Genomic DNA, 26,308 nt, shown 5'->3' with positions numbered 1-26,308 from the left:
GTCGCTCACACCTCACGCACCTCGAAGGAGTCGAGGACGAACTCCGCCGTGCCGTCGTCCCCGGTCTTGCGCAGTCCGACCCAGGTCTCGCCCTCGGACGGCGCGGTGAACTCGTAGCTCAGGACGGCGGGCGAGGTGGCGACGGGCAGGTCCCTGCGTTCGAGTTCGCGGGAGTCAGGCGCGTCGACACCGGTGATCCAGGCGTACTGGCCGGCCTTCTCGTTCTCGTACCGGAAGGTCACCCGGTAGCGCTTGCCCGGTTCGAAGCGGACGGTGTGCTGCACGGTGCGGTGGACGAGCCCGGTGTTCTCGCCACGCGACTTGAGCGACTGGGTGCCGTCGACGACGTCGTCGATCGCCTTGCCGTTCCAGCCGCGCTGGGTGAACGGGGCGTGCCGCTGCGCGATGTGGGTGCGCGGGTCCGTCGAGCCGCCCGAGTCGCCCTTGACGAAGGCTCCCCAGCCCTGGGGTACGTGCTGGAAGTCCTCGAAGGCCACCGTTCCGGCCTTGGTGGTGCGCCGCGCGGCGACGATCCGTACGTTGTCGAAGCGGACCCTGGCGCTCCCCGCCTCGGCCCGCAGGGTGAGGTCGACCGGGCCTCCGCCGGCCGGCACGGTGAAGTACGTGAACATGCGCTGGAAGCGGGTGTCGTGCTTGCGGTCGGCGGCGACGAGGTTGACGGCGGTCGAGGAGTCCGTCCAGTTCTCGGCGGTGGTCCCGTCGGCGGTGCGCACGGTGAGCGCGGCCCGGCGCCTCTCCCCCGCCTTCGCTCCCACCTCCACCTGTACGGACGCGGCGTAGGTGCCGGGAGCCAGGCGCGTGAGCCGCCGGCCGACGGCGGCCGCCGCACCGGCGCCGACGACCAGTTCGTAGTCGCCGAGGGCGCTCAGCTCCACCGACGCCGGGCCGCTGACGTTCCAGCCGTCCAGCGAGCCGGAGTTGAAGCCCGGGTCGTGCAGCGGTGTCGCCTGGCCCCACTTCGGGTCCGGGTTCGCGGGCATCCGGGTCCGGTGGACGACGTACGGCTGTTTCGCCTCGGCCTCGATGGTCACCCGGCCGGAGCGGACGGGCACCTCACGGAGGTCGGCGCGCCCCTGGTCGGTGAGCCGGTAGACGGCGACCTTCGACCGGCCGGCCCAGCCGCGCGGCAGCTGCCAGGTGGTGCTGCCGCCCGCCGGGTTGTAGTGGTAGAGCCGGTCCGGGTCGGTCGCCTCACGCGGCTCCCAGGGCAGCAGATAGCGTCCCGCCTCGTACACCACCCGGCCGTCCGTGGTGATGCGGCGGGTGCCTTCGGTGTCGTCCACGGACGTCTTCGTCGGGCCGAAGAACGTGATCTCGTGGGCGCCCCAGGTTCTGACGGGGTACGCCTGGAGGTACTTGGCGGGCAGGCTGTCGGTCCAGATCTGCTCGTAGAAGGTGTTCCAGTCGGTCTTGTTGACCCAGCCCTCGAAGTTTCCGGTGCGCGGGATGCCCAGGAGCGTCGGCCACTTGTCGGCGAAGACGTCCTTCTGGTGGTTGCGGATGAAGCGGATCAGCCGGGAGTTGATGCCCCGGGACGTGTCGGCGCCGTAGTCGGTCTCGGTGGCCCAGTGGGACCACAGGGAGGACCGTTCGAGGCCGTGGCCCCACTCGGTGGTGACCTGCCACCCCTGGTCGCGCAGGGCACGCTGCAGCCGGTCGGAGGTCCATCCCGACTCGCGGAACACGTCGATGTAGAGCATGTTCAGGGCGGGGTCGGTCTCGTCCCTGAGGTCCTGGAAGCGCTTGATGATGTCGCCGGACACGAGGTCGCGCCGCTGGTCGATGCGGTAGCTCCGGTCGAGCCAGTCCCACTGCTCGTCGTTCTTGTCGACGAGTGTCTCGGAGAAGGCGTTCGCGACGGGGTACGACTCGGTGGCGTTCACATGGACGCCGAAGTCGCTCCCCCACCGGCGTCCCTCGCGCACGAGTGTGTTGAGGTCCTTCAGGCCGCCGGCGCGCTCGTTGTGGTTGCCCGCGTAGTCGGGGTGGGCGGAGTCGTGGCCCTCCGACTGGTAGCCCTTGAGGAGCGTGTACTGCCGCAGGCCGTCCGTCGCCAGCGAGATCCGCTTGACGTTGTCGAGCGTCGCGAGGAACGGGTTGGTGGCCTGGCTGGCGAAGTTGAACGGGATGTGCGGGACGACGCGCAGGTGCTGCTCGTCGGCGCCCAGCGGGTCGACCATGATGTCGCGGAAGGCGATGGCGGCATCCTGCCAGTCCACCACCCCGTCGCCGTTGCGGTCTCCGGTGATGATCACGGTGGCGTACGGGAGCGGCTCGGTGGCGTCCACGGGCGCGGTCGCGGCACGGTGCGTCCACTGCCCGCAGGCCAGCTGCGCCGTGACGTAGCCGTCCTTCGCGACGGTCCGTCGCCACAGCCGCCCGTTCTCCCAGGTGACGCCGGGGGCGCTGTCGGGCTTGTCGTACGTCGTGTTGGTCTCGACCGCGCCACCGAGCCGGTCGTGCGCCACGACGGCGTAGGCGCAGCCCGTCGGCTCGGCGTCGGGCGCGGTCCCGGGCGTGACCTCGACCAGGGTGTCGCCGCTGGTGGCCTTGTCGAGCTGGATCCGGGCGGCGAGGAGCGCGGCGCCCGGCTGGTCGCTGCGTACCGACAGGAAGGCCAGCGACGGGATCTGGAGCGTGCCGACACGCAGGGCCGGTGTGTCGGTGATCCTGGTGACCCGCCAGTCGACCCGGTGGCCGGTGACCCGGATCTCGACCCTGATCTCGGTGCCGCCTTCGAAGGCGAGGGTGTACGAGGCACTGTCCCGGCCGGAGCGTGAGGTCACCCGTGGCGTCCGGGCGGTCCCGTCGATCAGCACCGAGGTGACCGGGTCCTCCTGGCCGTGCAGGACGGCGCCGCCGGCGCGGTCGGTGTACGAGACGACGCGCGGGAAGTCCGGATCGACCCGCACCTCCAGTTCGCGGGAGCGCAGCACGGTCTCCCGCTGCGCCGCGAACGCGGCGCCGGGGCCCGCGAGGGCCAGCCCCGCCCCCGCCAGCGCGGTGGCGGCCACCACGGTCCTGCGGCTCGGTCCGGGATCTTGTGCGTGCATGCGCGCTCTCCTGACGCTGGACGGCATCCGTGCACGCCAAGATCGCGGCTCGGGGGTGAACGCGCCCATGGACAAAGGAGGAGCGGGTCTTGGACTAACGCGCCGGGCCGGTCCGGGACCGGCGCGGGCGGCCTCCGCCCGGTCCGTGCGCCGCGCGCCGGCACGGGCGCGGTGGGTTGCACGATCCGTGCACCGGAGGATCCTGGAAGACCCGGCTCCGGTGGCGTGACAGGGGCCCGTGGGCGTCGTACGGGAGACCGTCGGAGGGAGGGACATGAGCGCGGAGGAGCACATCCGGGTGGGCCGGCGCACGGTGGCGATCACCCGCCCCGGCAAGGTCCTGTTCCCGGACGACGGGATCACCAAGGCGGGACTGGCGGACTACTACCGGAGGGTCGCCCCGGCCATGATCCCCCACCTGCGGGGGCGGCCGCTGATGATGGAGCGGCGTCCCGAAGGCATCGACGGGCCGGCCTTCATGCAGAAGGAGGTGCCGGGCCACTTCCCCGACTGGTTCCACCGCGTCGAACTGCCGAAGGAGGGCGGGACGGTCACCTACGCGGTGTGCGACGAGGCCGCGGCCCTCGTGTACCTCGCGGGCCAGGCGTGCATCACCCCGCACCGTTTCCTGTCCCGGGCCGACCGCCCGGACCACCCGGACCGGATGGTGTTCGACCTCGACCTGTCGGACGACGACTTCGGCACCGTCCGTGCGGCGGCGCTCCGCCTCCGCGCGCTCCTGGACGAACTGGACCTGCCCTCGGCGGTGATGACCACGGGCTCGCGCGGGCTGCACGTCGTGGTGCCGCTGGACCGCCGGGCACCTTTCGACGGGGTACGCGAACTCGCCCACCGGATCTCGGGTCTGCTCGCCTCCCGTCACCCGGAGACGCTCACCACCGCCCCGCGCAAGCAGGCCCGCGGCGGCCGGCTCTACCTGGACGTCCAGCGCAACGCGTACGCCCAGACCGCGGTCGCCCCCTGAAGCGGAGGAACCCATGCCCGAACTCCCTGACGTCGAAGGGTTCCGCCGGGAGCTGACCACGTGCGGGCGGCGACGGCGGGTCACCGAGGTCGACGTACGCGACAGCGGGGTCCTGGAAGGTGTCACCGGGCGACGGCTTCGCGGAGAGCTGACCGGGTCGCGTTTCGGCACACCCCGGCGGCACGGCAAGTGGCTGCTCGCACCCACCGACGGCGGGCCGACGCTGGCCTGGCACTTCGGTATGACGGGGTCACTGCGGTGCTGCTCCCCCGAGGAGGAGGCCCACCGGCACGACCGCCTGGTGCTGACGCTCGACGACGGGCGGCAGGTGCGCTACCGCGATCAGCGCAAGCTGAAGGGCGTCTCGTGGATGAGCGACCACGACGTCGACCGCCTCCTGGACGGCCTCGGCCCGGACGCCCTGACCGTGGGGACGGCGGAGTTCGTGGAGGCGCTGTCCCACCGGCGGTCGGCGGTCAAGAGCGCGCTCATGGACCAGTCCGTCGTCGCGGGCCTCGGCAACCTCCTCTGCGACGAGATCCTCTGGCGGGCGCGCGTCGACCCGCGCACTCCGGCACGCGACGTGGACGCCACGACGCTCCGGCGGGTCCACCGAGCGACGGGACGCGTCCTGCGTACGTCCGTGCGGGCCGGACACGTCCCCGCCCGGCGGTCCTGGCTGACCGGCCGGAGGGACGCGTCCGAGCCGTCGTGCCCGCGCTGCGGCCATGCCCTGGAGTCGGACCGGGTCGCCGGACGCCGCACGGTCCACTGCCCGCACTGCCAGACCTGACGGGACCGTCGTACGGGGCCGGGTCCGCGCCGGGAACGGCACGGCCGCCCCGGCCTCGGGTGGTCAGGCCGGGTGCCCGTCGGCCGACGGAGGCATCGCGTGCGGGCGCAGGACCATGAGCGGGCCCTCCGGGGCCGCCACCATGGCGAAGGGGAACCGGTCGACCTCGAGGCAGAGCGCGATGTCGTCGGGGTGGACCCCTTGGCGTATCCCCTGCGCCAGTTCGGCGGCGGCGCGCGAACCGGCTGCTCGGCGGAGGAACTCCGCCGCGTCCGTCCCCGCGCCCTCGGCCCTCCCCGCGATGTACTCGGCGCACGCCAGGTCCTCGTCGGCCCGCCCGTCCTCACCGGTGACCACGAAGGTGACGCTGTCGCTCCCACGTGCCACCAGCGTCCGGGCCGTCGCCTCCGCCACCACGAAGCCGGCGCACAGCACGAGCGACGCGTCCTTGACCGCGAGGGCGCCGACCGTGCCGGCCGTGGTCTTCTGCACCACGGTCCGTCCGCCGAGGTCGGCGGACCGCAGCAGCCCCGGGGAGTTGACCAGGTCGAACCCGGGTGCGGGCGGCCCGTCCTTGAGCGCCACCCAGTCCGGGTGAGCCGCCTTGAGCGCCAGCGCCTCGTCCGGCGACCCGGCGAGAACGATCTTCTCGGCCCCCCGGGAGAAGGCCCAGGCCGCCACGGTGAAAGCACGCATGACGTCCACGACGACCGCCACGGAAGGGACCTCGTCGAGATCGGGGATACCGAGGAAACGTGTGTTCATCCGAGTCATGATCGTGCATGCCCGGCCCGGGGTACAGGCTGGTAACTCATACGCTCCGAAGTCCCCCGTCCCCGCCGGCGACGGCCGCCGCGAGCGGCGTCAGTCGACGGCCCGCGCCGCGGCGATCCGGTCCTTGGCGACCGCCAGCTCCTGCTCCGAGAGGTACGTACCGGCCCGGACCACGCCGACGACGTGATGCAGGTGCGCGGCGTCCTCGGTGGGGTCGGCGCCGAGGAGGACGAGGTCGGCGTTCCTGCCCACGTCGACGGTGCCCATCGAGTCCGTGGTGCCGAGGAACTCGGCGGCGGACAGGGTGAGCATCCGCAGCAGCCGCAGCGGCGGGATCCCGGCCTCGGCGAGCAGGTCGATCTCGTCGTGGAGCGCGGCGCCGGGGACCACCCAGACGGCGCCGGAGGAGTCGGTACCCACGAGCATCCTGACGCCCGCCGCGTCGAAGGCGCGCACCATGTCGTACTCGTGGCGGTGGGACGCCGCGAAGGTGGCACGCTGTTCGGGCCCGAACTTCTTCCGGAAGGTGGCGACGACACCGTGCCAGGTCTTCAGCGTGGCGCGGGAGACGTAGCGCAGGTCGGGGTCGGCGGCGAACGCGGGGTCGTCGCAGAGTTTGCTGGTCCTCTGCCGGATGAGGGTGGGGACGTGCCAGGTCCCGTCGGCCACGAAGTGCTCGGCGAGTTCGCGGGTGAGCCTCTCGTCGTAGGTCCGCACGGCCCGGTCCACCAGAGCGACGTCCTCGGGCTTGTTGAGGTTGACGGGGTTCAGCACGACCCGCCTCATGATCGCGCCCATAAGTCCGTCCACCGCTCGGCCCAGGAACGGCGCCTTGATCTTCGGCAGCCTGAGGCGCAGTCCGGCGCCGGCGGCCTCCTGGATGGCGTGCTCCTCGGTGGAGCAGCAGGCCAGGACACCGAGTCCGGAACCGAAGTGCTCGATCGACTTCATACCGATGCGTGAGGCGCGCAGGACGTCGATACCGGCGGGCAGATGACCGACGATCGGCACCCCGAGTCGCAGTGCCTCGGCCTGTGCGTCGAAGAAGCGCTCCTTGGTCATCGCGACCGACTTGACGAAGTCGGCGCCGGCCGCGACCTGTTCACGGACGGCCCGCGCGGCTTCCTCCGGTGTGGCGGTGTTCAGGGTCGTCAGGAGAGGGCCGGGCATGGCGAGCAGGGCGGGTGATGCCGCCGGAAAGTTCAGCTCGCCGGAGGCACGGGCCTTCAGCAGGTCGAGGTCCCCGGACATCTGCCGGTAGCCGGTGATGCCGTGGGCGAGCATGAGTTCGAGGGTGGCGGAGACGTCGCCGCCCCGGCCCAGCGGGTGCGCGTGCATGTCGTTGTACCCGGGGACGAGGTAGCGGCCGGTGACGTCGACCGTCCGCGCTCCGTCCGGGGCGGTGAGCCGAGGGCCGACGGCGGTGATGACGCCGTCCTGGACCAGGACGTCGGTGGCGGGGTGGAGCGAGCCGTCACGGGTGTCGACGACGGTCGCGTGGCGCAGGACGAGTGCGGAGGTCGTGGGCACGGGGTCTCTTTTCCTGGGGCGGTGTGGCGGTCCGGGGGGTCGGAGGGTCACCGGCCTTCCGCGGCGAACAGGCGTCGCGCGTTGCGGGTGGTGAGGTCCCGCCAGCTCCCGGCGGTGGCCGGCGGCGGGGCGGAGTCGACCGACGCGATCTGGGCGAGGGCCCCTTCGGCGGGCGTCCAGCAGTGATCACTTCCGTACAGGAGCCGTTCCGTGCCGAACGCCGCGTCCAGGGCCGGGATCTGGCGCGGGAAGGGCGTCCCGGCCATGTCGTACCAGAGGCGCCCGAGCTCCTCGACGGCCCCCGGCGCGTCCGCGGGCCCGTCGCCCAGCCAGGAGCGGAAGAGCTCCAGCCGGTCGGCGAGCAGCGGCAGGGCCCCGCCGCCGTGGGTGAGGACCCAGCGGATCCGCCGGTGACGTGCGAGGACGCCGCGGAGGAGGAGGTCGCTCGCGGTGCGGGCGGTGTCGAAGAGGAACTCCAGCATCGGGCGGGGCCGGCCGAGCGAGACGGCCTCGGCGTGGGGCGGCGAGGTGGGGTGGACGAAGACGAGGGCGCCACGCCGGTCGAGTTCCTCCCACAGCGGTTCGAGCCGCTCGTCGCCGAGGTAGAGGCCGTGGTGGTTGCTCTCCACCGTCACCCCGTCCGCCCCGAGCACGTCGAGCGCGTACGCGGCTTCGGCGAGCGAGCCCTCGACGTCCGGCAGCGGGAGGGAGGCGAAGTGGCCGAACCGCCCGGGATGCTCCGTACGCACGCGGGCGCCGAACTCGTTGACCTCGCGTGCCAGGGCGCGGCCCGCCTCGTCGTCACCGAAGTGCACTCCGGGGGAGGACACGGAGAGGTACGACTTCTCGATGCCCCCGCGCTCCATCAGGGCGAGGTGGCTCCCGGCACTCCAGGCGGGCCAGCCGGGCATCCCGTCGGGGTGCTCGATGCCGGCGGAGCGCGCTGCCGCGACGTAGCCGTCGGTGACGAAGTGGGCGTGGACGTCGATGAGTCCTGCGGGTGCCATGGGGGCCTCCTGTTGACCGGTCCGTACAGGACGCCACCGTAGGAGCGGGGACCGTAGGGTGGCATCGGTGATGCCGATGAATGAAACACAGGGTTCGGACGGCGGTTCCCGGCCCCGACGTGGGGGCAAGCCCGCCGAGGGGCAGCCGGTGATCGAGCGGGCGTTCGCCCTGCTGAGCACCTTCGACAGCGACCATCGTGTGCAGACCCTGGCGGATCTCGCACACCGCGGCGCCGTACCCCGCAGCAGTGCGCTGCGGCTCGCCCGGGCGCTCGTGAATGTAGGTGCGCTGGAGCGTCTCGACGACGGCCGCTACACCGTGGGGCTGCGGCTGCTGGAGATCGCCTCGCTGGCGCCGCGCGGTCACGGGCTGCGGTCGGTCGCCATGCCCTTCATGGAGGACCTCTTCCAGGTGACCCGTCAGCATGTGCTGCTGGCGGTGCTCGACCAGGGCGAGGCTCTTCTCGTGGAGAGGCTGTCCGCGCTGGACGCGAGTCCGGTCAGCTACCGGGTCGGCGGGCGGCTCCCCCTGCACTCGACCGGCGTGGGACTGGTGCTGCTGGCCTTCGCGCCGTCGGCGCTCCAGGACGCGGTCATCGGCGGTTACGTGCCGGGGCGGGGTGACGATTCCCTGCGCACCCCCTCCGACCTGCGCCGCCTGCTCGCGGAGGTGCGGCGCGGTGACTTCGCGGTCGCCCACCAGAGCCACCCCTGGCAGATGAGTACCGCCGCCGCGCCCGTACGGGACGGCGACGAGGTGGTGGCGGCCCTGTCGGTCGTGGCGCCCCGTACGGGTTTCGCCGACGCGGGGTACGGCCCCGCGGTGCGGGCGGCCGCGCGGGCCGTGTCACGACAGCTCTCCGCGGACGGTGTGAGGCCGCTCGGGTGACGACCCGTACCCGACCCGCCGGCGGAAGCTGAGGGCCCATCAGGAACGGGACGGCTGCGGGGTGTGGACGCGCGGGGCTTCCCCGGACCTCTGGTTGCGGGCCACGTCCTCCGCCCGGGACCCGGCACGCGCTCTCGCCGCGCCGAGCCCCGCTCCTTCACGGAGGACGTGGCCTGCCACGCCCATCGGGTCCGCGTCAGGCGGAAGGGGCCTCGGTCCGGGCGGGGGTGGCCGGGACCTCGCCCTCGTCCAGGGCGACGTCCTTGGTCTCCTTGCCGATGAGGAGGGCGGTCAGGGTGAGGACGGCCATCACGGAGAGATAGACGCCGACCAGCCATGGGGAGCCGTCTCCGGCCTCCCAGAGGGCGACCGCGACGAACGGGGCGACGGCCGCGCCCAGGATGGAACTGACGTTGTAGGCGATGCCCGAGCCGGTGTAGCGGACGCTGGTCGGGAAGAGCTCCGGGAGCATCGCGCCCATCGGGCCGAACGTCGTGCCCATCAGGGTGAAGCCCAGGACCAGCCACAGGACCACACCGAGCGTGCCCAGGTTGATCAGCGGCACCCAGACCAGGCCGAAGACGATGATGCCGGCGGTGACCCAGGCGAGGGTCTTGCGGCGGCCGTACCTGTCCGCGAGCGGGCCGGAGATGAGGGTGAAGGCGGCGAAGAACAGCACACCGAAGATCATCATCAGGACGAACGTGGTGTAGCTGTAGCCGAGGCCCGGCACGTCCGCGTCCTCGGCGGCGCGGCCGTAGCTCAGCGAGAAGGTCGTCATCAGGTAGAAGAGGACGTACGTCGCCAGCATCGCGAAGCTGCCCAGGACCAGCTGCTTCCAGTGGTGGCGGAAGACGGTGGCCAGCGGAAGCTTACGGACCTTGCCGGTCTCCTGCGTCTTCGCGAAGACCTGCGACTCGACCAGGCGCATGCGCACCCACAGGCCGATCGCGACCATGACGGCCGAGAACAGGAACGGAATCCGCCAGCCCCAGCTCTGGAAGGCGTCGGAGGGCTGCGAGGGGTCGGCGCCCGCCGCCGAGGGCAGCAGAGCGCCGATGACCAGGAAGAGGCCGTTGCCGATGATGAACCCGAGCGGGGCGCCCAGCTGCGGGAACGTGCCCCACAGCGCGCGCTTCCCGGCAGGTGCGTTCTCGGTGGCGACCAGGGCCGCGCCGCTCCATTCGCCGCCGAGCGCGAAGCCCTGGGCGAGCCGCATCAGCACCAGCAACGCCGTGGCCACCCAGCCGACTTGCGCGTACGTCGGCAGAACGCCGATCAGGAAGGTGGCGATGCCCATCGTGAGCAGCGAGGCGACCAGGGTGCCCTTGCGGCCTAGGCGGTCGCCGAGGTGGCCGAAGACGATCGCGCCGATCGGGCGCGCGACCATCGCCGCGCCGAACACCGCGAAGGAGGAGAGCAGGGCCGTGGTCGCGTCGCTGCTCGGGAAGAAGAGTTTCGGGAAGACCAGGACCGCGGCGGTCGCGTAGACGTAGAAGTCGTAGAACTCGATCGTCGTGCCGATGAGGCTGGCGATCAGGACGCGGGACCGCGAGTTGGCGGGCGCGGCCCCGGCCGGGGACTGCGACGGGGCCTGGGCGGGCCCGGTGGTGGGAGCGTACATCTCTGGGACTTTCCCACGAGGGCGTTGTGCGGCCGTCGACTTGGGGGGCCGACGTCCCGCGCGGTGTCGCAGGTCCCCCTCGTGGCAAGGCCGCGCGACCTGTGCGGGCCCCGGAACGATCTCATGCATCTCACGGACCGGTTGGGCATCGTCCAGAATGTGGGATCGCTGAACGGGTCACGGGCCGCTCGCGGACGAGGCCGCGGGCGGCTCGTGCGGGCCGCCCGTGGCCTCCTCGGTGCGCGGATACGCGGGCTCAGCCCCGGTACGTCTCCAGCAGCCGCAGCCACACCTCGCTGATCGTCGGGTACGCGGGCACGGCGTGCCAAAGCCGTTCGATCGGGACCTCACCGGCGACGGCGACCGTCGCCGAGTGCAGGAGTTCACCGATGCCCGGGCCGACGAAGGTGACGCCGAGCAGGATCTCCCGGTCCAGGTCGACGATCATCCTGGCCCGGCCCTTGTACCCCTGCGCGTACAGACCGGAACCGGCCACCGAGGCCAGGTCGTAGTCGACGGCCCGGACCCGGTGGCCCGCGGCCTCCGCCTCGGCGAGCGTGAGGCCGACCGAGGCCGCCTCCGGGTCGGTGAACACGACCTGGGGGACGGCCGCGTGGTCGGCGGTGGCCGCGTGCGCGCCCCAGCGGTCGGTCTCCAGCAGAGGGGTCTCCTGGGCGCGGGCGGCGATCGCCGCTCCCGCGATACGCGCCTGGTACTTGCCCTGGTGGGTGAGGAGCGCGCGGTGGTTCACGTCGCCGACCGCGTACAGCCAGTCGCTGCCCTCCACGAGGCAGCTGTCGTCGACGGAGAGCCAGGAGCCGGGCTCGATGCCCACCGTGTCGAGGCCGAGGTCGCCGGTCCTGGGGGCCCGGCCGGTGGCGAAGAGGATCTCGTCGGTCTCCAGCCGCTCCCCGTTGTCCAGCTCGACGGTGACCGGTCCGTCGTGGCCCGCCCGGCTCACACCGGTGGCCGAGACCCCGGTCAGGATCCGCGCGCCGGCCTCGGTGAGTGCCTCCGCGACCAGCTCACCCGCGAAGGGTTCCATCTTCGGGAGCAGGCCGCCGCCACGGATCAGCATCGTCACCTCGGCGCCGAGGCCCTGCCACACGGTGGCCATCTCCACGCCGACCACTCCGCCGCCCACCACGACGAGCCGGCCCGGGACCTCCTTGGCGCTGGTCGCCTCGCGGCTGGTCCACGGCCGTACGTCCTCGATGCCGGGCAGGGCGGGGACCACGGCCCGGCTCCCGGTGCAGACGGCGACGGCGTGCCGCGCGGTGAGGTGCTGCTCGGACCCGTCGGCGGCCGTCACGGACACCTTCCGGACCCCCGTCAGCCGGCCCATGCCGCGGTAGATGTCCGCGCCGATGCTCTCCAGCCAGCCGACCTGGCCGTCGTCCTTCCAGTGGGAGGTCTCCTCGTCGCGGTGGGCGAGCACGGCGTCCGCGTCGAGCGGGCCCTGCACCGCTTCGCTCAGCCCGGGTACGCGGCGGGCGTCGGCACGCGCGACGACCGGGCGCAGCAGTGCCTTGCTGGGCATGCACGCCCAGTACGAACACTCGCCGCCGATCAGCTCGGACTCGATCACCGCGGTGCTCAGCCCGGCGGCCCTGGCCCGGTCCGCCACGTTCTCCCCCACGGGGCCGGCCCCGATGACCACGACGTCGTATTCGCGGTTCCGCACACCTTCATCATCAGTCATGGGAACAGTCTCCTCGTGGGTGTGCGGAGCGGCCACATGGGCAGGCGGAATAGCGCAAGTGACGTCACCGTTGTGCCGGACAGGTCCGAACGGTCCCAGGAAGAGGTAACAGAGTATGAGCACCGTAGAGCTCACCAAGGAAAACTTCGATCAGGTCGTGAGCGACAACGAATTCCTGCTGATCGACTTCTGGGCTTCCTGGTGTGGTCCGTGCAAGCAGTTCGCCCCGGTCTACGACTCGGCGTCCGAGCGTCACCCCGACCTGGTCTTCGCCAAGGTCGACACGGAGGCACAGCAGGAGCTGGCGGCCGCCTTCGAGATCCGGTCCATTCCCACGCTGATGATCGTCCGTGACAACGTGGCGGTCTTCTCGCAGCCGGGGGCGCTGCCCGCGGAGGCGCTGGAGGATGTCATCGGCCAGGCGCGCAACCTGGACATGGACGAGGTCCGCAAGTCCGTCGAGGAGCAGAAGCAGGCGCAGCAGGGCCAGGCGCAGCAGGAGCCTCAGTAGTCCCTGCGGATGTGCGGCAGACGTGATGAGGGCCCGGCCGGAACGGCCGGGCCTTCGTCATGGGGCAGCGCCGTCTCAGCTAGCTCTGGCTCTCCGTGCCGGCTCCGGCCCCCTCGGTCCCGGCGTCCGACGTCCCGGCCCCCTCGGTCCCGGCGTCCGACGTCCCCGTCTCCTCCGGGCCGCGGATGCGGTCGGCGATCCTGGCCGTGAGGCCGTAGTCCAGCTCCGCTCCGTCCACCAGCAGGGCCTCCACCGTGTGGGACGCGGGGTCGATGTCCGCCTCCATGCCGTTCCCGGCGTAACGCGGGTAGCCCGATTCCCCGGTCTCCCCGGTGGCCGCCACGACCGCCGAGCGGATGGCGGTGCCGGGCGGGGGCGCCCCGGTGACGGGCTCCTCCGGTTCCGGGAAGAGCAGGATCTCGTAGCTCTGCGGATGGCTCATGCCGTCGACGCTAGACATCCGGGGCCACCCTCGCATGTCGCAACGCCGCGCGGCCGGGCCGGTCAGCCGGATTCGCGGGCCACCACCGCGGCCCGCAGCGGATAGTGGCGCTCCGGCGCCCCTCCGGGGCTCCGCACCAGGCGGTCGATCATCTCGGCCGGTGACTGCGCGGTCGCCAGTTCCATGGTGACGCTGCTGAGCCGGGGCCGCAGGAGCCTGCCGAGCATCAGGTCGTCCGCCCCGATCACGGCCGTCTCGGCGGGGACGCCGATCCCGGCGTCCTGGAGGGCTCTCATCAGCAGCATGGCGTACGTGTCGTCGTACGCGAACACGGCGTCCAGGCCGAGCGTCCGCCAGCGGGCGGCGAGATCCGCGGCCGACTCCTCCTCGTACCGCAGGGGCAGGGGCTGGACACGGGCGTCCGCGCCGGACTCCTCGACGGCGCGTATCGCTCCGGCCAGCCTGGGTTCGGCGAACGGGGCGAGGCCGGGTTCCTGGGGCATGACCACCCCGATCCCCCGCCGCCCCCGCGAGAGCAGGTGACGGACCGCCGTGGCTCCGACCTCGCGCAGGTCCACGACGAGCGCGTGGGCGCCCTCCACCGGCTGCGGGCCCAGGGTGATCACGGCCTTGGCGCCGGAGCGGGTGAGCACTCCTGTGCCGTACGGGGTGAGGGCGATGTTCCCGGGCGACACCACGGCCACCGGGCGGAGTTCCGCCCAGGCCCTGGCCGCCTCGTCGGCGTCCATGCCCGCGCTTCCGTACTGGACGACGGTGTAGTCGAGGCGGCGCAGACCGGTTTCGAGCCCGGTGAGGAACCGCTGGTACAGGGGTCCGGCCGGCGAGCGCGCGGCGGGCAGCAGCACCATCCTGGTGTGCCCGGCGCGAAGGCTCCGTGCCGCCGCGTGCGGGACGTAGCCGAGGTCGGCGGCGGCTTCTTTGACCCGGCGGCGGGTGGGTTCGCTGATCCGTACGGAGGTGTTGTCGTTCAGTACGTAGGACACGGTGGCCCGGGAGACTCCCGCGAGCCGCGCCACATCGGCGCTGGTCGGTACGGAGACGCCCGCGGGCTGCTCGGATAACTGGCTCATGGCGTCCGGCAGTCTTCCAGACCCCCTGGCCCCGCCCTGGGGGCGGGGCACCGTAACGGGCGGGGTCAGCCGCCGGCGAGTACCGGCCAGATCTTCGGGTCCTCGAAGTTGAGCGCCCACAGGGCGGTCCCGGTCACACCGTGCTTGCGCAGCACCGGCAGGTGGGCGGCGATCCCGCGCGCGTCCTGGTACCAGACCTCGCGGGACTCGGTGCCGTCCCGGTAGGTGAAGTACGGGGTGCCGGAGACCTCGTCGAAGCGGTACGGGACGCCCTGCCGGTTGCGCAGTGCCTCGGCCTCCTTCCAGGTGACGTGCCTGGTGGCGGCCGTGCTCGTGCGGTCCGCGGGCCAGTCCCAGCCGTAGGCGGGAAGGCCCATCTCCAGCTTGGCGGCCGGTACGAGGGCGGTGGCCCGGGTCAGGATGTCCTCGTACCAGCGGGTGTCGGCGAGCGGGCCGGGGTCGCCGCCCGACCAGTGCAGGTTGTAGCCCATGACACGGATCCGGTCGGCGACACGCCCGAGGGCGGCGTAGTCCCAGATACGGCCCGTCGTGGCGGTCTTCGGGAAGACCGTGAGCACGCACTGCTTGCCCAGGGTGTGCAGGCGCCCGCAGAGATCGGTCGCCAGCGCGGTGAACCCGTCGCGTACGGAGGCGTAGGTGGAGTCGCCGGTGGCGGCGATGGATTCGTAGTCGAGGTCGAGGCCGTCGTAGTCGCGGGTGGCGACGGTGCGCATCAGCGCGTCGGCGTGCTCCGCGCGCCGGGCGGGGCTGGTCAGGATCGCCGCCAGGGCACCGGACTTCATGGTCTCCATCACCGTGGGGACGACCTTCGTCCCGGCCCGGTGCAGTCCGTCGATGATGCGGCGTTCGCCCGCGCCGGGGTGGGCGTCGATCCGGCCGGCCGACACGGCCTCGTACCAGAACGGGCTGACGGTGTGCAGCTGCTCCGCGTGGAGCAACGCGTCCTGGTAGGCGCCCTCCTGGTCCCAGTAGGGCAGCCACGCCGACACGGTCCGGGCGGTCGGTGCGGACGGGCGGACCGAGGGGGACGGCGCCGTGGTGGGTGTGGGGGACGGATCCGGCGGCGGGGCTGACGCCGCGCCAGGAGCCGTGGACAGGACGGCGGCTGCGAGGAGGCCGGCGACGGTGAGCGCGCGGGACAGCCGGTGGGTGAAGGGGGTGATCATGTGGTCGAGCCTGCGGTCCGTTCCGCCGACCCGCTCCACGGACTGGGCCGTACAGGTCCTACGGTGTTGCGATGACGTTCCAGCACACCAATCACAGCAGTGACAGCACGACCGACTTCCCCGGCCGCAGCGGACCGGCCGCCACCACGGAGGCGGAACCCCGCGAGGTGGGCCTCGTCCGCACCTCCTACGCCCCCGACCGCGACGGGACTCCGGACCCGGGCGAGATCGTCTGGACCTGGGTGCCGTACGACGAGAACGACGGGCGCGGCAAGGACCGGCCGGTTCTCGTCGTGGCCCGGGAGGAGCGGGGCACGCTGCTCGCCGTGCAGCTGTCCAGCAAGCAGCACGACGGGGACCACGAGTGGGTCTCCCTGGGGGCGGGCCCGTGGGACAGCTCGGGGCGGCCGTCCTGGGTGGATCTGGACCGGGTGCTGCGGGTGCACGAGGACGGGATGCGGCGCGAGGCCTGTGCGCTGGACCGCGGCAGGTTCGACCTGGTCGTGGGGCGGCTGCGGGAGCACTACGGCTGGAGCTGACCGCCGAGTGCGCGGCTGAAGGCCGCCCGGACGGCGGAGTCGGGGTCCCGGTCGGGAACGCCGAAGACGAGTTGCTCGAAGTGGCCGGCGAACCGCCCGCCGTCGGTGAGCAGGGTGCGGAACGCGCCGGCCACCTCGGCGGGGTCGTTCATGAAGACGCCGCAGCCCCACGCGCCCAGCACCAGCCGCCGGTAGCCGCGGACGGCGGCCACTTCGAGGACCCGCTCGGCCCGGCTCGCCAGTGCGGCGGGAATGCGGAGGACCAGGTCGGGCTCCCGGCTCCGGATGACTCCGGCGTTGGGCGCGGGAGAGGTGAGGAATCCGGCCGTGTACGGGGATTCCAGGAGCCGCCCCCGGTCGTCGCGGAAGACCGGTACGCCGGGTGAGTGGATGACCCGGTCGGTGTAGAAGGCGCTGCGTTCGGCGCGGTGGTGGGCGTAGAACTCGGGGGCCCGCAGCAACGTGGCGTGGAGGGCGGAGCCCCGGCACAGGGACTCCTCCTGGGCCTGCGCGCCGTTCAGATAGCCGCCGCCGGGGTTGCGGGCGGAGGCGTAGTTCAGCACGGCGACCTTGGCCGGTGACTCGTCCGTCATCCGGCGTGCCGCCCGCAGGCTCGTCTCGTCGGTCACCTCGACGACCGGGCTGCGGTCGGTGTCCAGGAGCGCCACGGGGACGGGCTCGGGGCCGTACAGCCGGGTGCCGGAGAGCGCGGTGGCCAGGGCGCGCTCGATCGTCACCTCGCGCCCCTCGGGCGTGCGGTACCGCCCCGCCCGGACGATGGACTCGGTCTCTCGCGCGATGCCGCGCAGTCGTGCGCTCATCGGCGCGCCCCCGTGTGGTGCATACGGGGCATGCTGGGCGCCGCGACGGCATGGACGCAACCGGTTTTCCGCGTCCAGGGGCACCCTTGTGCGAACTCCCGGTAAGGGTTTGGGTGGGTAGCAAGCACCCGAAGAGGAGGCCCAGCATGCCCCCGGACACTCTCGGCCAGCACGGCCCGCCCGTCGACGCGGCGCCGCTCGGTGAGGAAGAGGCGGAGGATCTGCTCCGCGGCATATGTTTCAAGACGGGACCGCCCCGGACGGTCGGTGTGGAGCTGGAATGGCTCATTCACGACCGTGAACATCCCGAGGTCGCCGTCCCGCACGACCGTCTGCGCGCCGCGGCCGATGCCGTGCGCGCGACCCCGCTGGACGCCGCCCTGACCTTCGAACCGGGAGGCCAGCTGGAGCTCAGCTCCCGGCCCGCGCCCTCGATGATGGCGTGTGTGGACGCCACGGCCGCCGATCTGGCCTCCGTACGCGACACCCTCGGCCGGGCCGGTCTGACCCTGGCCGGTCTGGGCGTGGACCCGTGGCATCCGCCGCGTCGCCTGCTCCGGGAGCCGCGTTACGACGCCATGGAAGCGGCGCTCGACCGGTCGGGTTCCGCGGGCCGCGCCATGATGTGCACCTCCGCGTCCGTCCAGGTCTGTCTGGACGCCGGCGAGGAGGAGCCCGGACCGCTGGGCTACGGGCGGCGCTGGCAGCTCACGCACCTGCTGGGCGCGGTGCTGGTCGCCGCGTTCGCCAATTCGCCGTACCGGCAGGGCCGGCGCACCGGCTGGCGGTCGACCCGGCAGTCGCTGTGGGCCGACCTCGATCCGGCCAGGACGCTCGCACCGCAGGGCCGTCTCGCGCCCCGGGATGCCTGGACCGCGCATGTGCTCGCGACCCCGGTGATGTGCGTCCGTTCCGACGACGGTCCCTGGGCCGTGCCGGAGGGCCTGACGTTCCGCGACTGGATCCGCGGCGGTGGGCCGAGACCGCCGGTGCGGGCCGATCTCGACTACCACCTCACCACGCTGTTCCCGCCGGTGCGCCCGCGCGGGCACCTGGAACTGCGCATGATCGACGCCCAGTCCGGCACCGACGGCTGGATCGTTCCGCTGGCCGTCACCACGGCTCTGTTCGACGACCCGGAGGCAGCAGAAACCGTGTACCGCACCGTGAAACCGCTGGCCGAGACCGCAGGCCTGCCGGCCGCGCCTCGCAATCCGCTCTGGACCGCCGCCGCCCGTGACGGGCTGAGCGATCCCGAGCTGGCGACGGCCGCAGCGGCCTGCTTCACGGCGGCGCTGGAGGCGCTGCCCAGGATCGGGGCGAGCGACCACGTCATCGGGACGGTCGCCGCCTTCCATGACCGCTATGTGGCCCGGGGCCGATGTCCGGCCGACGACTTTCCCGACCCGGCGCGGGCTCCGTACGGAAAGGGCTTGGTCCGATGACCGACACCTCAGCACCACACACCGGCGGGGAAATCGACGCGGAGAAGCTGCGCGAACGCGCCCTGGCCGCGCTCCTCGCCGCGCGTGAGCGCACCGCCCTGCTCACCGACAGCGTCGACGACCACGACCTCACCGCCCAGCACTCGCCCCTGATGTCGCCCCTGGTCTGGGACCTGGCGCACATCGGGAACCAGGAGGAGCTCTGGCTGCTGCGGGCCGTGGGCGGCCGCGAGGCGATGCGCCCCGAGATCGACGGGCTGTACGACGCCTTCGAGCACTCCCGGGCCAGCCGGCCCTCACTGCCCCTGCTGGCCCCCGCGGAGGCACGGACGTACGCCGCCGACGTACGGGGCAGGGCGCTGGACATCCTCGGTGGCGCACCGCTGCACGGCGAGGGCCGTCCGCTGGAGCGGGCGGGGTTCGCCTTCGGCATGGTCGCCCAGCACGAACAGCAGCACGACGAAACGATGCTGATCACCCATCAGCTGCGTTCGGGGCCGGCGGTGCTCGGCGCCCCGGAGCCGCCGGAACCCACCGACACCGTCACCCTCCCGTCCGAAGTCCTGGTCCCGGGCGGGCCGTTCACCATGGGGACCTCCACGGAACCCTGGGCGCTGGACAACGAACGGCCCGCGCACCGGCGCGAGGTGGCGGCGTTCCACATCGACACCGCCCCGGTCACCTGCGGCGCGTACCAGCGCTTCATCGAGGACGGCGGCTACACCGAGGAGCGCTGGTGGGCGCCCGAGGGCTGGGCGATGATCCGCGAACACGACCTGACGGCACCCCTGTTCTGGCACCGGGACGCCGGACAGTGGCTGCGGCGGCGGTTCGGGGTGACCGAGCCGGTCCGGGCGGACGAGCCGGTGCTCCACGTCAGCTGGTACGAGGCGGACGCGTACGCCCGCTGGGCGGGCCGGCGCCTGCCGACCGAGCCGGAGTGGGAGAAGGCGGCCCGCCACGACCCCGCGTCGGGGCGTTCGCTGCGCTACCCGTGGGGCGACGAGGACCCGGCCCCCGAGCACGCCAATCTGGGCCAGCGCCATCTGCGGCCCGCCGCCGCCGGGGCGTACGCGGCCGGCCGGTCACCGGCGGGCGCGGGCCAGTTGATCGGCGATGTGTGGGAGTGGACGTCGAGCGACTTCCTGCCGTATCCCGGCTTCGTCGCGTTCCCGTACCGCGAGTACTCGGAGGTGTTCTTCGGGTCCGGCCACAAGGTGCTGCGCGGTGGTTCTTTCGCCGTGGACCAGGTGGCGTGCCGTGGCACGTTCCGTAACTGGGACCTTCCCGTCCGCCGCCAGATCTTCTCCGGTTTCCGCACGGCGAGGGATGCCTGATGTGCCGTCATATCGCCTACCTGGGGCCGCCGGTGGCACTGGGCGACGTGCTGGTCTCACCGGCTCACGGGCTCGTGCGCCAGTCCTGGGAGCCCCGTCACCAGCGCTACGGCACGGTCAACGCCGACGGGTTCGGGGTCGGCTGGTACGCGGAGGGGGACCCCGTGCCCGGCCGCTACCGCCGCTCCGGGCCGGTCTGGGGCGACGAGACCTTCGCCGATCTGGCCCGCGTGGTGCGCAGCACGGCGCTGCTCGGCGCGGTCCGTGACGCGACGTTCGCCGGGGCCGACGGGGAGGCCGCCGCGGCTCCCTTCGCCGAGGGCCGTCTGCTGTTCAGCCACAACGGGGCGGTGCGCGGCTGGCCGGGTTCCCTGGCGGCGCTGGCCGGGGACCTGCCGCCCGAGAGGCTGCTGGCCCTGGCGGCGCGGAGCGATTCGGCGCTGATCTGGGCGCTGGTGCTCCACCGGGTGGCGCAGGGCGACGACATAGCCCGGGCGGTCGCCGACACGGTTCACGACGTCGGCGCCGCCGCCCCCGGTTCACGCCTCAATCTGCTGCTCACCGACGGTTCCACCATCGTGGCGACGACCTGGGGCGACTCCCTCTGGTGCCTCAACGAACCGGGCCACCGCACGGTCGTGGCCTCGGAGCCCTACGACGACGATCCGTACTGGCGCGAGATCCCGGACCGCACGCTGCTGGCCGCGACACGCACCGATGTCCTGCTGACCCCGCTCAAGGAGCCCACCGCGTGAGTCCCTTCCAGCTGACCCGCACCCTGCCTGCGGACGCGACGGACGCGGCGCTGCGCGCCGATGTGCGCAGCGGTCTGACGCGGCACCCCAAGACGCTGCCGCCCAAGTGGTTCTACGACGCGCGGGGCAGTGACCTGTTCGAGGAGATCACCCGCCTGGAGGAGTACTACCCGACGCGTGCCGAGCGGGAGATCCTGATCGCCCGGGCCGGGGAGATCGCCGCGGCGTCCGGGGCGCGGACCCTGATCGAGCTGGGGTCGGGCTCGTCGGAGAAGACGAAACACCTGCTGGACGCGCTTCCGGACCTGCACACGTATGTGCCGGTGGATGTCAGTGAGAGCGCGCTCGCGGGCGCGGCCGAGGCGCTGCTGGCCGAGCGTCCGGGGCTTTCCGTGCACGCTCTCGTCGCCGACTTCACGCATGTCCTGGAGCTTCCTGAGAGCCCCGGGCCACGGCTGGTGGCGTTCCTCGGCGGGACGCTGGGCAATCTGCTGCCGGCGGAGCGCGCGGAGTTCCTCCGGTCCGTACGGGCGAGGCTCGCGCCCGGGGACGGGTTGCTGCTCGGCACGGACATGGTCAAGGACGAGGCGACCCTGGTCGCGGCGTACGACGACGCGGCGGGGGTCACGGCCGAGTTCGACAAGAACGTGCTGGCGGTGGTCAACCGTGAGCTGGGGGCGGACTTCCCGCCCGACGACTTCGACCATGTGGCGCTCTGGGACCCGGAGCACGAGTGGATCGAGATGCGGCTGCGGGCCCGCCGCGCGCTGACGGTCAAGATCCGGGAGCTGGATCTGGTGGTGCAGTTCGAGGAGGGTGAGGAACTGCGTACGGAGATCTCCGCGAAGTTCCGTGAGGAGAGGGTCAGGGACGAGCTGGCCGCGGCGGGGCTGCGGCTGGATCAGTGGTGGACGGACACCGCGGGCAGGTTCGCGCTGTCGCTGGCGACGGCGGACTGAGCCGCCCGCGCCAGGGCCCGCCTGCCGGGCTCACCGTCCGCGTGGACCGGGGGCAGGATCCGGATCTCGGCGGTGAGCCCGGCGGCAGTCACCACCCGCCACAGCGAGGCGGCGAGCGGGTCGTCCCCGACGAACGCGGCGGCTCCCGCCGCGGCCGTCGTCGCCGTCCGGTAGGTGATGCGTACGGGGCGTACGGCCGATCCGGCGTCGATCGCCGCCTGGAAGGCGGCGGGCCGGAACCGCCCGCCGCCGCTCCGCCCGCACCAGGTGCTGCCCTGCGGGAACACCGCGACCCGCGACCCGGCGGCCAGCGCCCCCGCGAGGGTCCGCACGGCGTGCGGGAGGGCCCTGAGCCGGTCGCGCTCGATGAACAGGGTGCCGCCGAGCGCGGCGAGCGGCCCGAGCAGCGGCCAGTTCCGTATCTCGCTCTTGGCGACCATGCGGGCGGGCAGCACGGAGGCCACGAGCGGGATGTCGAGCCACGACACGTGGTTGGCGACGACGAGTTCGCCCGCCGGTGGCCGCCCACGCTCCACCGGCTGCCCGGTGACCCGTACGCGTACGCCGAAGGCCCGCACCACCGCCCGGGCCCACCGGCGGATCAGCAGGTCGCGGTGGGCCGGTCCCAGGAGCAGCACCACGGGCACGCAGAGCACCCCGAGGAGGGTGAGGGCGCATCCGGCGGCCAGCAGGGCCGTGGCGTGCGCGGTCGGACGTCTGGCCCCCTCGTGGTGTGCGCACTCGCGCGGGGTGCAGGGGGCGACGGGGAGCCACGCGCTCATCGCAGCGGGGCCAGCGAGAGGAAGTGGCGCAGGTAGCGCGGGTCGGTGCGGCGCATCGACAGCAGGACGTAGAGGTCCGCGACGTCGAAGTCCGGGTCGTGGGCGGGGGCTCCGCAGACCCAGGCGCCGAGCCGCAGATAGCCGCGCAGCAGCGGGGGCAGTCCGGCGCGGCCGCCCGCGCCGCCGCCGGGGTGGCCCGTGGTGTCCCAGAGGCGGTGCGGGGTGACCCAGTACTCCTCGGGGGCCAGGTGGTGGGTCCGTACGGTGTCCCAGCTCCTGGCGGCCAGCGCTCCTCCGTCGGCGAGCGGTACGGAGCAGCAGCCGGCCAGCCAGGTGTGGCCGGTGCGCTCCATGTAGCGGGCGAGGCCGGCCCAGATCAGGGCGATGACGGCTCCGTCCCGGTGGGCGGGGTGGACGCAGGACCTCCCCACCTCGACGAGGTCGTCGCGGATGGGTCCGAGGCGTTGCAGGTCGAACTCGCTCTCGGCGTAGAGCCCGCCCGCGAGCCGGGCACCCCGGGGCGGCAGCAGCCGGTAGGTGGCGACCACCTCCCCGGTTGCGGTCTCGCGCACCAGCAGGTGGTCGCAATGCGCGTCGAAGGCGTCGACGTCCAGGCCGGGTTCGGCGCTGTCGAGGCGGGCGCCGAGCTCTCCGGCGAACACCAGGTGGCGCAGTCGCTGGGCGGCCCGTACCTCGTCCTGGCCGGTGGCCAGGGAGACCCGGTAGCCGGAGGGCGCACCGGCGGCGGCCGGACGCGGCGCGGGCACGGCGATGGGGGCGGAGGAGGAGGGTACGGGGGTCGGGGAGGTGAGCGGCAGCACGGTCATGGCGGTCTCCGGGGACGGATCAGCGGGGCCGTCGGCCGCCGCGGGAGTGCGACGGCCCGGCCCTCTACTTCTTCCGTGACCGGCTGGATTCGACGTGACCGGAGTGGAGCGGGGGGATGTGCGACGGCTGAATCCCCGGGTCGCCGGGCGGCGGCCCCGCCCGGTCCGGTCAGCCGGTGATGAGCTTGGACGTGATGCGGTCGGAGGCCTTCTTCGCCTCTTCCGCCGGATCGCCGCCCTCCAGCACCGCCGTCATGTACGGCTTGATCGGGTTGTCCGCCTCGACTGCGGCCCAGAAGGGCGAGTTGGGGGTGGCACGGCCCTCGGCGGCGCCTTCCGCCATCGCGGCGGTCCCCTCCTGGCCGTCGACGACCTTGGCCAGGGCGGGCTTGTTCGGGACGTAGCTCATGGCACGGGCGAGCTCCGTCTGCCACTTCTCGCCCGCGAGTTCCTTGACGACGTCGATGCCCTCGCCCCGGTGGTCGGCGCCTTCCGGCACGATCAGGTCGGATCCTCCGGTGAAGACGGCGCCGGGCTTCTTCGCGCTCCTGCCGGGGACGGGGAAGTATCCGAGCTTCCCCTTGAGTTCGGGGTTCTGCTGTTCGATCAGGGCGGCGCTGCCCGGTACGGAGATGATCTGGGCCACCTCACCTCCGGCGAACACGTCGGTCTCGGGGGGCGTCTGCTCGTCGGCGTCCTTGGGGCCGTCGCCGAACGCCTGGAGCGTCTTGTAGAAGTCCATGCCGCGCAGCGCGGCGGGTGAGTCGAGTGCGCCCTGCCAGTCGCCGCCGCTGTCGTCGGCCAGTTCGCCGCCCTCGTCCCAGATGAACCCGGCGAGTACGTACCAGTTCTGCCCGGCGAGGTAGATGCCCTGCCGGCCGGCGGTGTCGAGCCGCTCGCTGATGTCGAGCCATTCCGCACGGGTTTTGGGGAGTTCGGTGATCCCCGCCTCCGCGAAGAGGTCCTTGTTGTAGATGACGACGCGGTTGGCCGCGTACCAGGGGATCCCGTACTGGGCGCCGTTGACCTTGCCCGGGTCCGCGAGTCCCGGCAGCCAGTCCTCCCCGCCCAGGTCGCGGATGGACTCCAGGGTGAGGTCGCGCAGTTTGCCGCTCTCCGCGTACTGGGCGACCTGGGTGTTGCCGACCTCGATGACGTCCGGCGCGTCGTCGCCTTCGAGCGCCTTGAGGACCTTGGGGCCGATGCCGCCCCACTCCTGGAGGATGAACTCCAGTTCGACCGAGGGGTGCTCGGCCTCGTACGACTCCTTGAAGCGGTCCAGGAAGCCCTGCGAGGCGCTGCCCTTCATCAGCCACACCGTCACCGTGCTGCTGCCCGATCCCCCGCCGGGAAGGTAACCGCAGCCGCTCAGCACGACGGTGGAAGCGAGCGCGACGGCTCCGGCCAGGATGCGGATCTTCACGGGGGTCACCTTCTGCGAAACGGCACGACGACAGGACAGGACCCGGGTGGGGGGACTGCGGGCGGCGCTCGCACGGGACGTGTGAACCGGAGTTTGGTATGGACCAATGCGCAGGTCAAGCCCCTGCCCGCCCCCGGATCGCCGCGCGGATGCCTCGCGCTCCACCCCGGAGTGAGGCACCGTGGAATCACGAAAGGAGACATTAGATGTCGAATCACACGTACCGGGTCACCGAGATCGTAGGAACCTCCGAGGAGGGCCTCGACGCGGCGATCCGCAACGGCGTCGCAAGAGCCTCCGAAACGTTGCACAATCTCGACTGGTTCGAGATGACGCAGGTCCGGGGACATATCGAGGACGGCCGCATCGCCCACTACCAGGTGGGGCTCAAGGTGGGCTTCCGGCTCGACGAGAATTCCTGATCCGGCGCCCCGCCCGAGGCGGGGCCGGCATCCGCGACCGCCGGGACCGGCGCCTCAGGTGCGCCCTTCGCGCTCCTGCGCGTCCTTCAGCGACGGCGAGGCCGCGGCCCACCGGGCGCGGACGACCGTGAAACCGGCCCGTTCGGCCGCGTCGCACACGAGTTCGTCGTCGTCCACCAGGACGCGCACCTCGCGTTCCCGGCCGAGCCGTCGCAGGATCTCCAGCTTGGTGCTGCGGGCCGGCCGCCGGTCGGCCTCACGCCGCATGTGGAGGTCGCCTCCGGGCAGCCCCTGCCGGTCCAGCCAGGCCAGGGTGTCCCTGCGGCACCTCTCGGGCCGCCCGGTCAGATAGACCACCTCGCACTCCTCCGCGCTCGCCAGCACCAGGCTCACGCCCTCCTCCAGCGGAGGATCGTGGGGCGCGGCCGAGAAGAAGGCGTCCCAGTTCCGGCGCGAGCCTTCGAGGAAGTGCTGACGGTGGCCGCTGTCGGCGAGGGTTCCGTCCAGATCGAATACGGCCAGCGGCCGGGTGTCGTCACTCACGGCGGCCAGCTTAGGGCCGCCCGGCACCGCCGTTGCCTCAGCGCCCCAGGGCCTTGCGCAGCTGCTCCTTGTTCATCGAGGAACGGCCCTCGACATTGCGCTTCCTGGCCTCCTCGTACAGCTGGTCCCGGGTGGGGCCCTGTGCTCCGCTGTGGGAACGCTGCCCACCGCGCTCGGAGGCCGATTTGGGGTCCTTGAGCGAGGTGCGGCTCGCACTGCGGGACTCGCCCGAGCGGGCCCGCTCCTTGTTGACGGTCCGCGCCGCGATCTCCTCGGCGCGCTTCTCGGAGGTGCCGCGCTTCTCGGCACCTTCCTTGATGTGCTCGTACTGGCGTTCACGCTTGGGGCTGGATCCTGCCGGCATGGCACCTCTCCTCACTGTCGGACGACGGTGGTGACCCGCCGCACCCACTACCCCACACCTTCGCCCTTACGCCTGCCGGGCGGGAGGTCCGAACGGGGCACGGGGCCGGCCGGCGCCGGTCGCGGAGCGTGGCCGTTCGAGATGCAGCCGGGCCCGGGCGCTGTTTCGCTGAGGGGGTCCGCTCCCCCACAGATCCAGGAGTGATCATGAGCGTTGCAGGTGAGTCCGGCGGCCGCGCCAAGCAGCTGCGTGCCAAGGCGCAGGAACTGAACGAGGCAGCGGAACGCGCCACCGACCCGGAGCAGCGGCAGCGGCTCCAGGACAAGGCCCGCCGCCTGCGGGAGCAGAGCGAGCAGGAGAGCTCCATGACGGACCGTGGCATGGACCCGATGGTGTAGGTCCGACGCCCCGCGCTGCCGGTGGTCCTTCCCGGTGCTGGGAGGATCACCGGCAGAAGCATGCCCACCCCACCGACCCCACGG

25 protein-coding genes and 1 pseudogene are annotated in these 26,308 nt (G+C 72.5%); 11 read left to right on the top strand and 15 right to left on the bottom strand.

Features of this window, described 5'->3' with window-relative positions; translation table 11 throughout:
* Positions 1 to 5: 5 nt before the first annotated feature.
* Complete coding sequence (locus tag ACZ607_RS19225; RefSeq protein ID WP_469736026.1) at positions 6 to 3,074, bottom strand: endo-alpha-N-acetylgalactosaminidase family protein; 3,069 nt, start codon at positions 3,072 to 3,074, stop codon at positions 6 to 8.
* 274 nt (positions 3,075 to 3,348) lie between these two features.
* Between ACZ607_RS19225 and ACZ607_RS19220 the strand changes: the two are divergent.
* Both ACZ607_RS19220 and ACZ607_RS19215 read left to right on the top strand, forming a co-directional pair.
* Positions 3,349 to 4,056 (top strand): annotated as a pseudogene (locus ACZ607_RS19220) (DNA polymerase domain-containing protein); the annotation flags it as partial.
* A 16-nt stretch (positions 4,057 to 4,072) separates the two neighbouring features.
* Positions 4,073 to 4,852 carry an Fpg/Nei family DNA glycosylase gene (locus tag ACZ607_RS19215; protein WP_469736024.1) on the top strand — a complete coding sequence of 260 codons (780 nt, stop codon included), beginning with the start codon at positions 4,073 to 4,075 and terminating at the stop codon, positions 4,850 to 4,852.
* Between the two features lie 63 nt (positions 4,853 to 4,915).
* Here the strand turns inward: ACZ607_RS19215 and ACZ607_RS19210 are convergent, their stop codons facing one another.
* The 3 genes from ACZ607_RS19210 to ACZ607_RS19200 form a co-directional block, all read right to left on the bottom strand.
* A complete protein-coding gene (locus ACZ607_RS19210) occupies positions 4,916 to 5,617 on the bottom strand; it encodes a 2-phosphosulfolactate phosphatase (protein WP_469736022.1) in 702 nt (233 codons plus the stop codon).
* 99 nt (positions 5,618 to 5,716) lie between these two features.
* Positions 5,717 to 7,156, bottom strand: coding sequence for an amidohydrolase family protein (locus ACZ607_RS19205; protein WP_469736020.1), 1,440 nt, complete (start codon positions 7,154 to 7,156; stop codon positions 5,717 to 5,719).
* A gap of 47 nt (positions 7,157 to 7,203) precedes the next feature.
* Positions 7,204 to 8,163, bottom strand: coding sequence for an amidohydrolase family protein (locus ACZ607_RS19200; protein ID WP_469736018.1), 960 nt, complete (start codon positions 8,161 to 8,163; stop codon positions 7,204 to 7,206).
* A gap of 76 nt (positions 8,164 to 8,239) precedes the next feature.
* On the opposite strand from ACZ607_RS19200, the gene ACZ607_RS19195 reads away from it, so the two are divergent.
* Entirely contained in the window at positions 8,240 to 9,052 is an 813-nt protein-coding gene (locus tag ACZ607_RS19195; RefSeq protein WP_469736016.1) for an IclR family transcriptional regulator, read from the top strand.
* A 196-nt stretch (positions 9,053 to 9,248) separates the two neighbouring features.
* Here the strand turns inward: ACZ607_RS19195 and ACZ607_RS19190 are convergent, their stop codons facing one another.
* Entirely contained in the window at positions 9,249 to 10,676 is a 1,428-nt protein-coding gene (locus tag ACZ607_RS19190) for an MFS transporter (RefSeq protein ID WP_469736014.1), read from the bottom strand.
* A gap of 256 nt (positions 10,677 to 10,932) precedes the next feature.
* A complete protein-coding gene (locus ACZ607_RS19185; protein ID WP_469736012.1) occupies positions 10,933 to 12,378 on the bottom strand; it encodes a dihydrolipoyl dehydrogenase family protein in 1,446 nt (481 codons plus the stop codon).
* Between the two features lie 115 nt (positions 12,379 to 12,493).
* On the opposite strand from ACZ607_RS19185, the gene trxA reads away from it, so the two are divergent.
* Complete coding sequence (gene trxA / locus ACZ607_RS19180) at positions 12,494 to 12,889, top strand: thioredoxin (protein WP_382990503.1); 396 nt, start codon at positions 12,494 to 12,496, stop codon at positions 12,887 to 12,889.
* A gap of 79 nt (positions 12,890 to 12,968) precedes the next feature.
* On the opposite strand, the gene ACZ607_RS19175 is transcribed toward trxA, so the two are convergent.
* The 3 genes from ACZ607_RS19175 to ACZ607_RS19165 all read right to left on the bottom strand — a co-directional run bounded on the left by ACZ607_RS19175 (position 12,969) and on the right by ACZ607_RS19165 (position 15,609).
* Positions 12,969 to 13,331: a hypothetical protein gene (locus ACZ607_RS19175; RefSeq protein WP_469736009.1), complete on the bottom strand. Its 363-nt coding sequence runs from the start codon at positions 13,329 to 13,331 to the stop codon at positions 12,969 to 12,971.
* 62 nt (positions 13,332 to 13,393) lie between these two features.
* Positions 13,394 to 14,422, bottom strand: coding sequence for a LacI family DNA-binding transcriptional regulator (locus ACZ607_RS19170; protein WP_469736007.1), 1,029 nt, complete (start codon positions 14,420 to 14,422; stop codon positions 13,394 to 13,396).
* 65 nt (positions 14,423 to 14,487) lie between these two features.
* Positions 14,488 to 15,609 (bottom strand): glycosyl hydrolase family 18 protein, encoded by a 1,122-nt coding sequence (locus tag ACZ607_RS19165; protein WP_469736005.1) that lies wholly within the window; start codon positions 15,607 to 15,609, stop codon positions 14,488 to 14,490.
* A gap of 71 nt (positions 15,610 to 15,680) precedes the next feature.
* Between ACZ607_RS19165 and ACZ607_RS19160 the strand changes: the two genes are divergently transcribed.
* Entirely contained in the window at positions 15,681 to 16,148 is a 468-nt protein-coding gene (locus ACZ607_RS19160; RefSeq protein ID WP_469736004.1) for a type II toxin-antitoxin system PemK/MazF family toxin, read from the top strand.
* Here ACZ607_RS19160 and ACZ607_RS19155 read toward each other — a convergent pair.
* Positions 16,133 to 16,969 carry a TIGR02452 family protein gene (locus ACZ607_RS19155; protein ID WP_469736002.1) on the bottom strand — a complete coding sequence of 279 codons (837 nt, stop codon included), beginning with the start codon at positions 16,967 to 16,969 and terminating at the stop codon, positions 16,133 to 16,135. The genes ACZ607_RS19160 and ACZ607_RS19155 overlap by 16 nt on opposite strands.
* Before the next feature lie 146 nt (positions 16,970 to 17,115).
* Here ACZ607_RS19155 and egtA point away from each other — a divergent pair, with 146 nt between their 5' ends.
* Genes egtA through egtD form a run of 4 tightly spaced genes read left to right on the top strand, consistent with a single transcriptional unit; the run spans position 17,116 to position 21,465 of the window.
* Positions 17,116 to 18,414, top strand: coding sequence for an ergothioneine biosynthesis glutamate--cysteine ligase EgtA (gene egtA, locus ACZ607_RS19150; protein WP_469736000.1), 1,299 nt, complete (start codon positions 17,116 to 17,118; stop codon positions 18,412 to 18,414).
* Complete coding sequence (egtB, locus tag ACZ607_RS19145; RefSeq protein ID WP_469735998.1) at positions 18,411 to 19,751, top strand: ergothioneine biosynthesis protein EgtB; 1,341 nt, start codon at positions 18,411 to 18,413, stop codon at positions 19,749 to 19,751. The genes egtA and egtB overlap by 4 nt, the downstream gene beginning before the upstream one ends.
* Positions 19,751 to 20,506 carry an ergothioneine biosynthesis protein EgtC gene (egtC, locus tag ACZ607_RS19140; RefSeq protein WP_469735996.1) on the top strand — a complete coding sequence of 252 codons (756 nt, stop codon included), beginning with the start codon at positions 19,751 to 19,753 and terminating at the stop codon, positions 20,504 to 20,506. The genes egtB and egtC overlap by 1 nt, the downstream gene beginning before the upstream one ends.
* Positions 20,503 to 21,465, top strand: coding sequence for an L-histidine N(alpha)-methyltransferase (egtD, locus tag ACZ607_RS19135; RefSeq protein ID WP_469735994.1), 963 nt, complete (start codon positions 20,503 to 20,505; stop codon positions 21,463 to 21,465). Before egtC ends, egtD begins: the two co-directional genes overlap by 4 nt.
* Here egtD and ACZ607_RS19130 read toward each other — a convergent pair.
* The 3 genes from ACZ607_RS19130 to ACZ607_RS19120 form a co-directional block, all read right to left on the bottom strand.
* Entirely contained in the window at positions 21,408 to 22,247 is an 840-nt protein-coding gene (locus tag ACZ607_RS19130; protein WP_469735992.1) for a lysophospholipid acyltransferase family protein, read from the bottom strand. The genes egtD and ACZ607_RS19130 overlap by 58 nt on opposite strands.
* Positions 22,244 to 23,074, bottom strand: a complete 831-nt coding sequence (locus ACZ607_RS19125) for a GNAT family N-acetyltransferase (protein WP_469735990.1) — start codon at positions 23,072 to 23,074, stop codon at positions 22,244 to 22,246. Before ACZ607_RS19125 ends, ACZ607_RS19130 begins: the two co-directional genes overlap by 4 nt.
* Positions 23,075 to 23,243: 169 nt before the next feature.
* Complete coding sequence (locus ACZ607_RS19120) at positions 23,244 to 24,497, bottom strand: extracellular solute-binding protein (RefSeq protein WP_469735988.1); 1,254 nt, start codon at positions 24,495 to 24,497, stop codon at positions 23,244 to 23,246.
* 206 nt (positions 24,498 to 24,703) lie between these two features.
* On the opposite strand from ACZ607_RS19120, the gene ACZ607_RS19115 reads away from it, so the two are divergent.
* On the top strand, positions 24,704 to 24,919 hold the full coding sequence (locus tag ACZ607_RS19115; RefSeq protein WP_469735986.1) for a dodecin: 216 nt from the start codon (positions 24,704 to 24,706) through the stop codon (positions 24,917 to 24,919).
* A 54-nt stretch (positions 24,920 to 24,973) separates the two neighbouring features.
* Here the strand turns inward: ACZ607_RS19115 and ACZ607_RS19110 are convergent, their stop codons facing one another.
* Positions 24,974 to 25,462, bottom strand: a complete 489-nt coding sequence (locus ACZ607_RS19110; RefSeq protein ID WP_469735984.1) for a phosphatase domain-containing protein — start codon at positions 25,460 to 25,462, stop codon at positions 24,974 to 24,976.
* Between the two features lie 37 nt (positions 25,463 to 25,499).
* The gene (locus tag ACZ607_RS19105) at positions 25,500 to 25,826 is read right to left on the bottom strand and encodes a plasmid stabilization protein (protein WP_469735982.1); all 327 of its coding nucleotides are present in this window, start codon (positions 25,824 to 25,826) and stop codon (positions 25,500 to 25,502) included.
* Positions 25,827 to 26,032: 206 nt separating this feature from the next.
* Here ACZ607_RS19105 and ACZ607_RS19100 point away from each other — a divergent pair, with 206 nt between their 5' ends.
* Entirely contained in the window at positions 26,033 to 26,224 is a 192-nt protein-coding gene (locus ACZ607_RS19100; RefSeq protein ID WP_104782993.1) for a DUF6381 family protein, read from the top strand.
* The last annotated feature ends 84 nt before the right edge of the window (positions 26,225 to 26,308 follow it).

The sequence above is a fragment of the Streptomyces sp. NPDC104381 genome, assembly GCF_055583745.1.
This window is presented reverse-complemented; position numbering and strand designations above follow the sequence as displayed.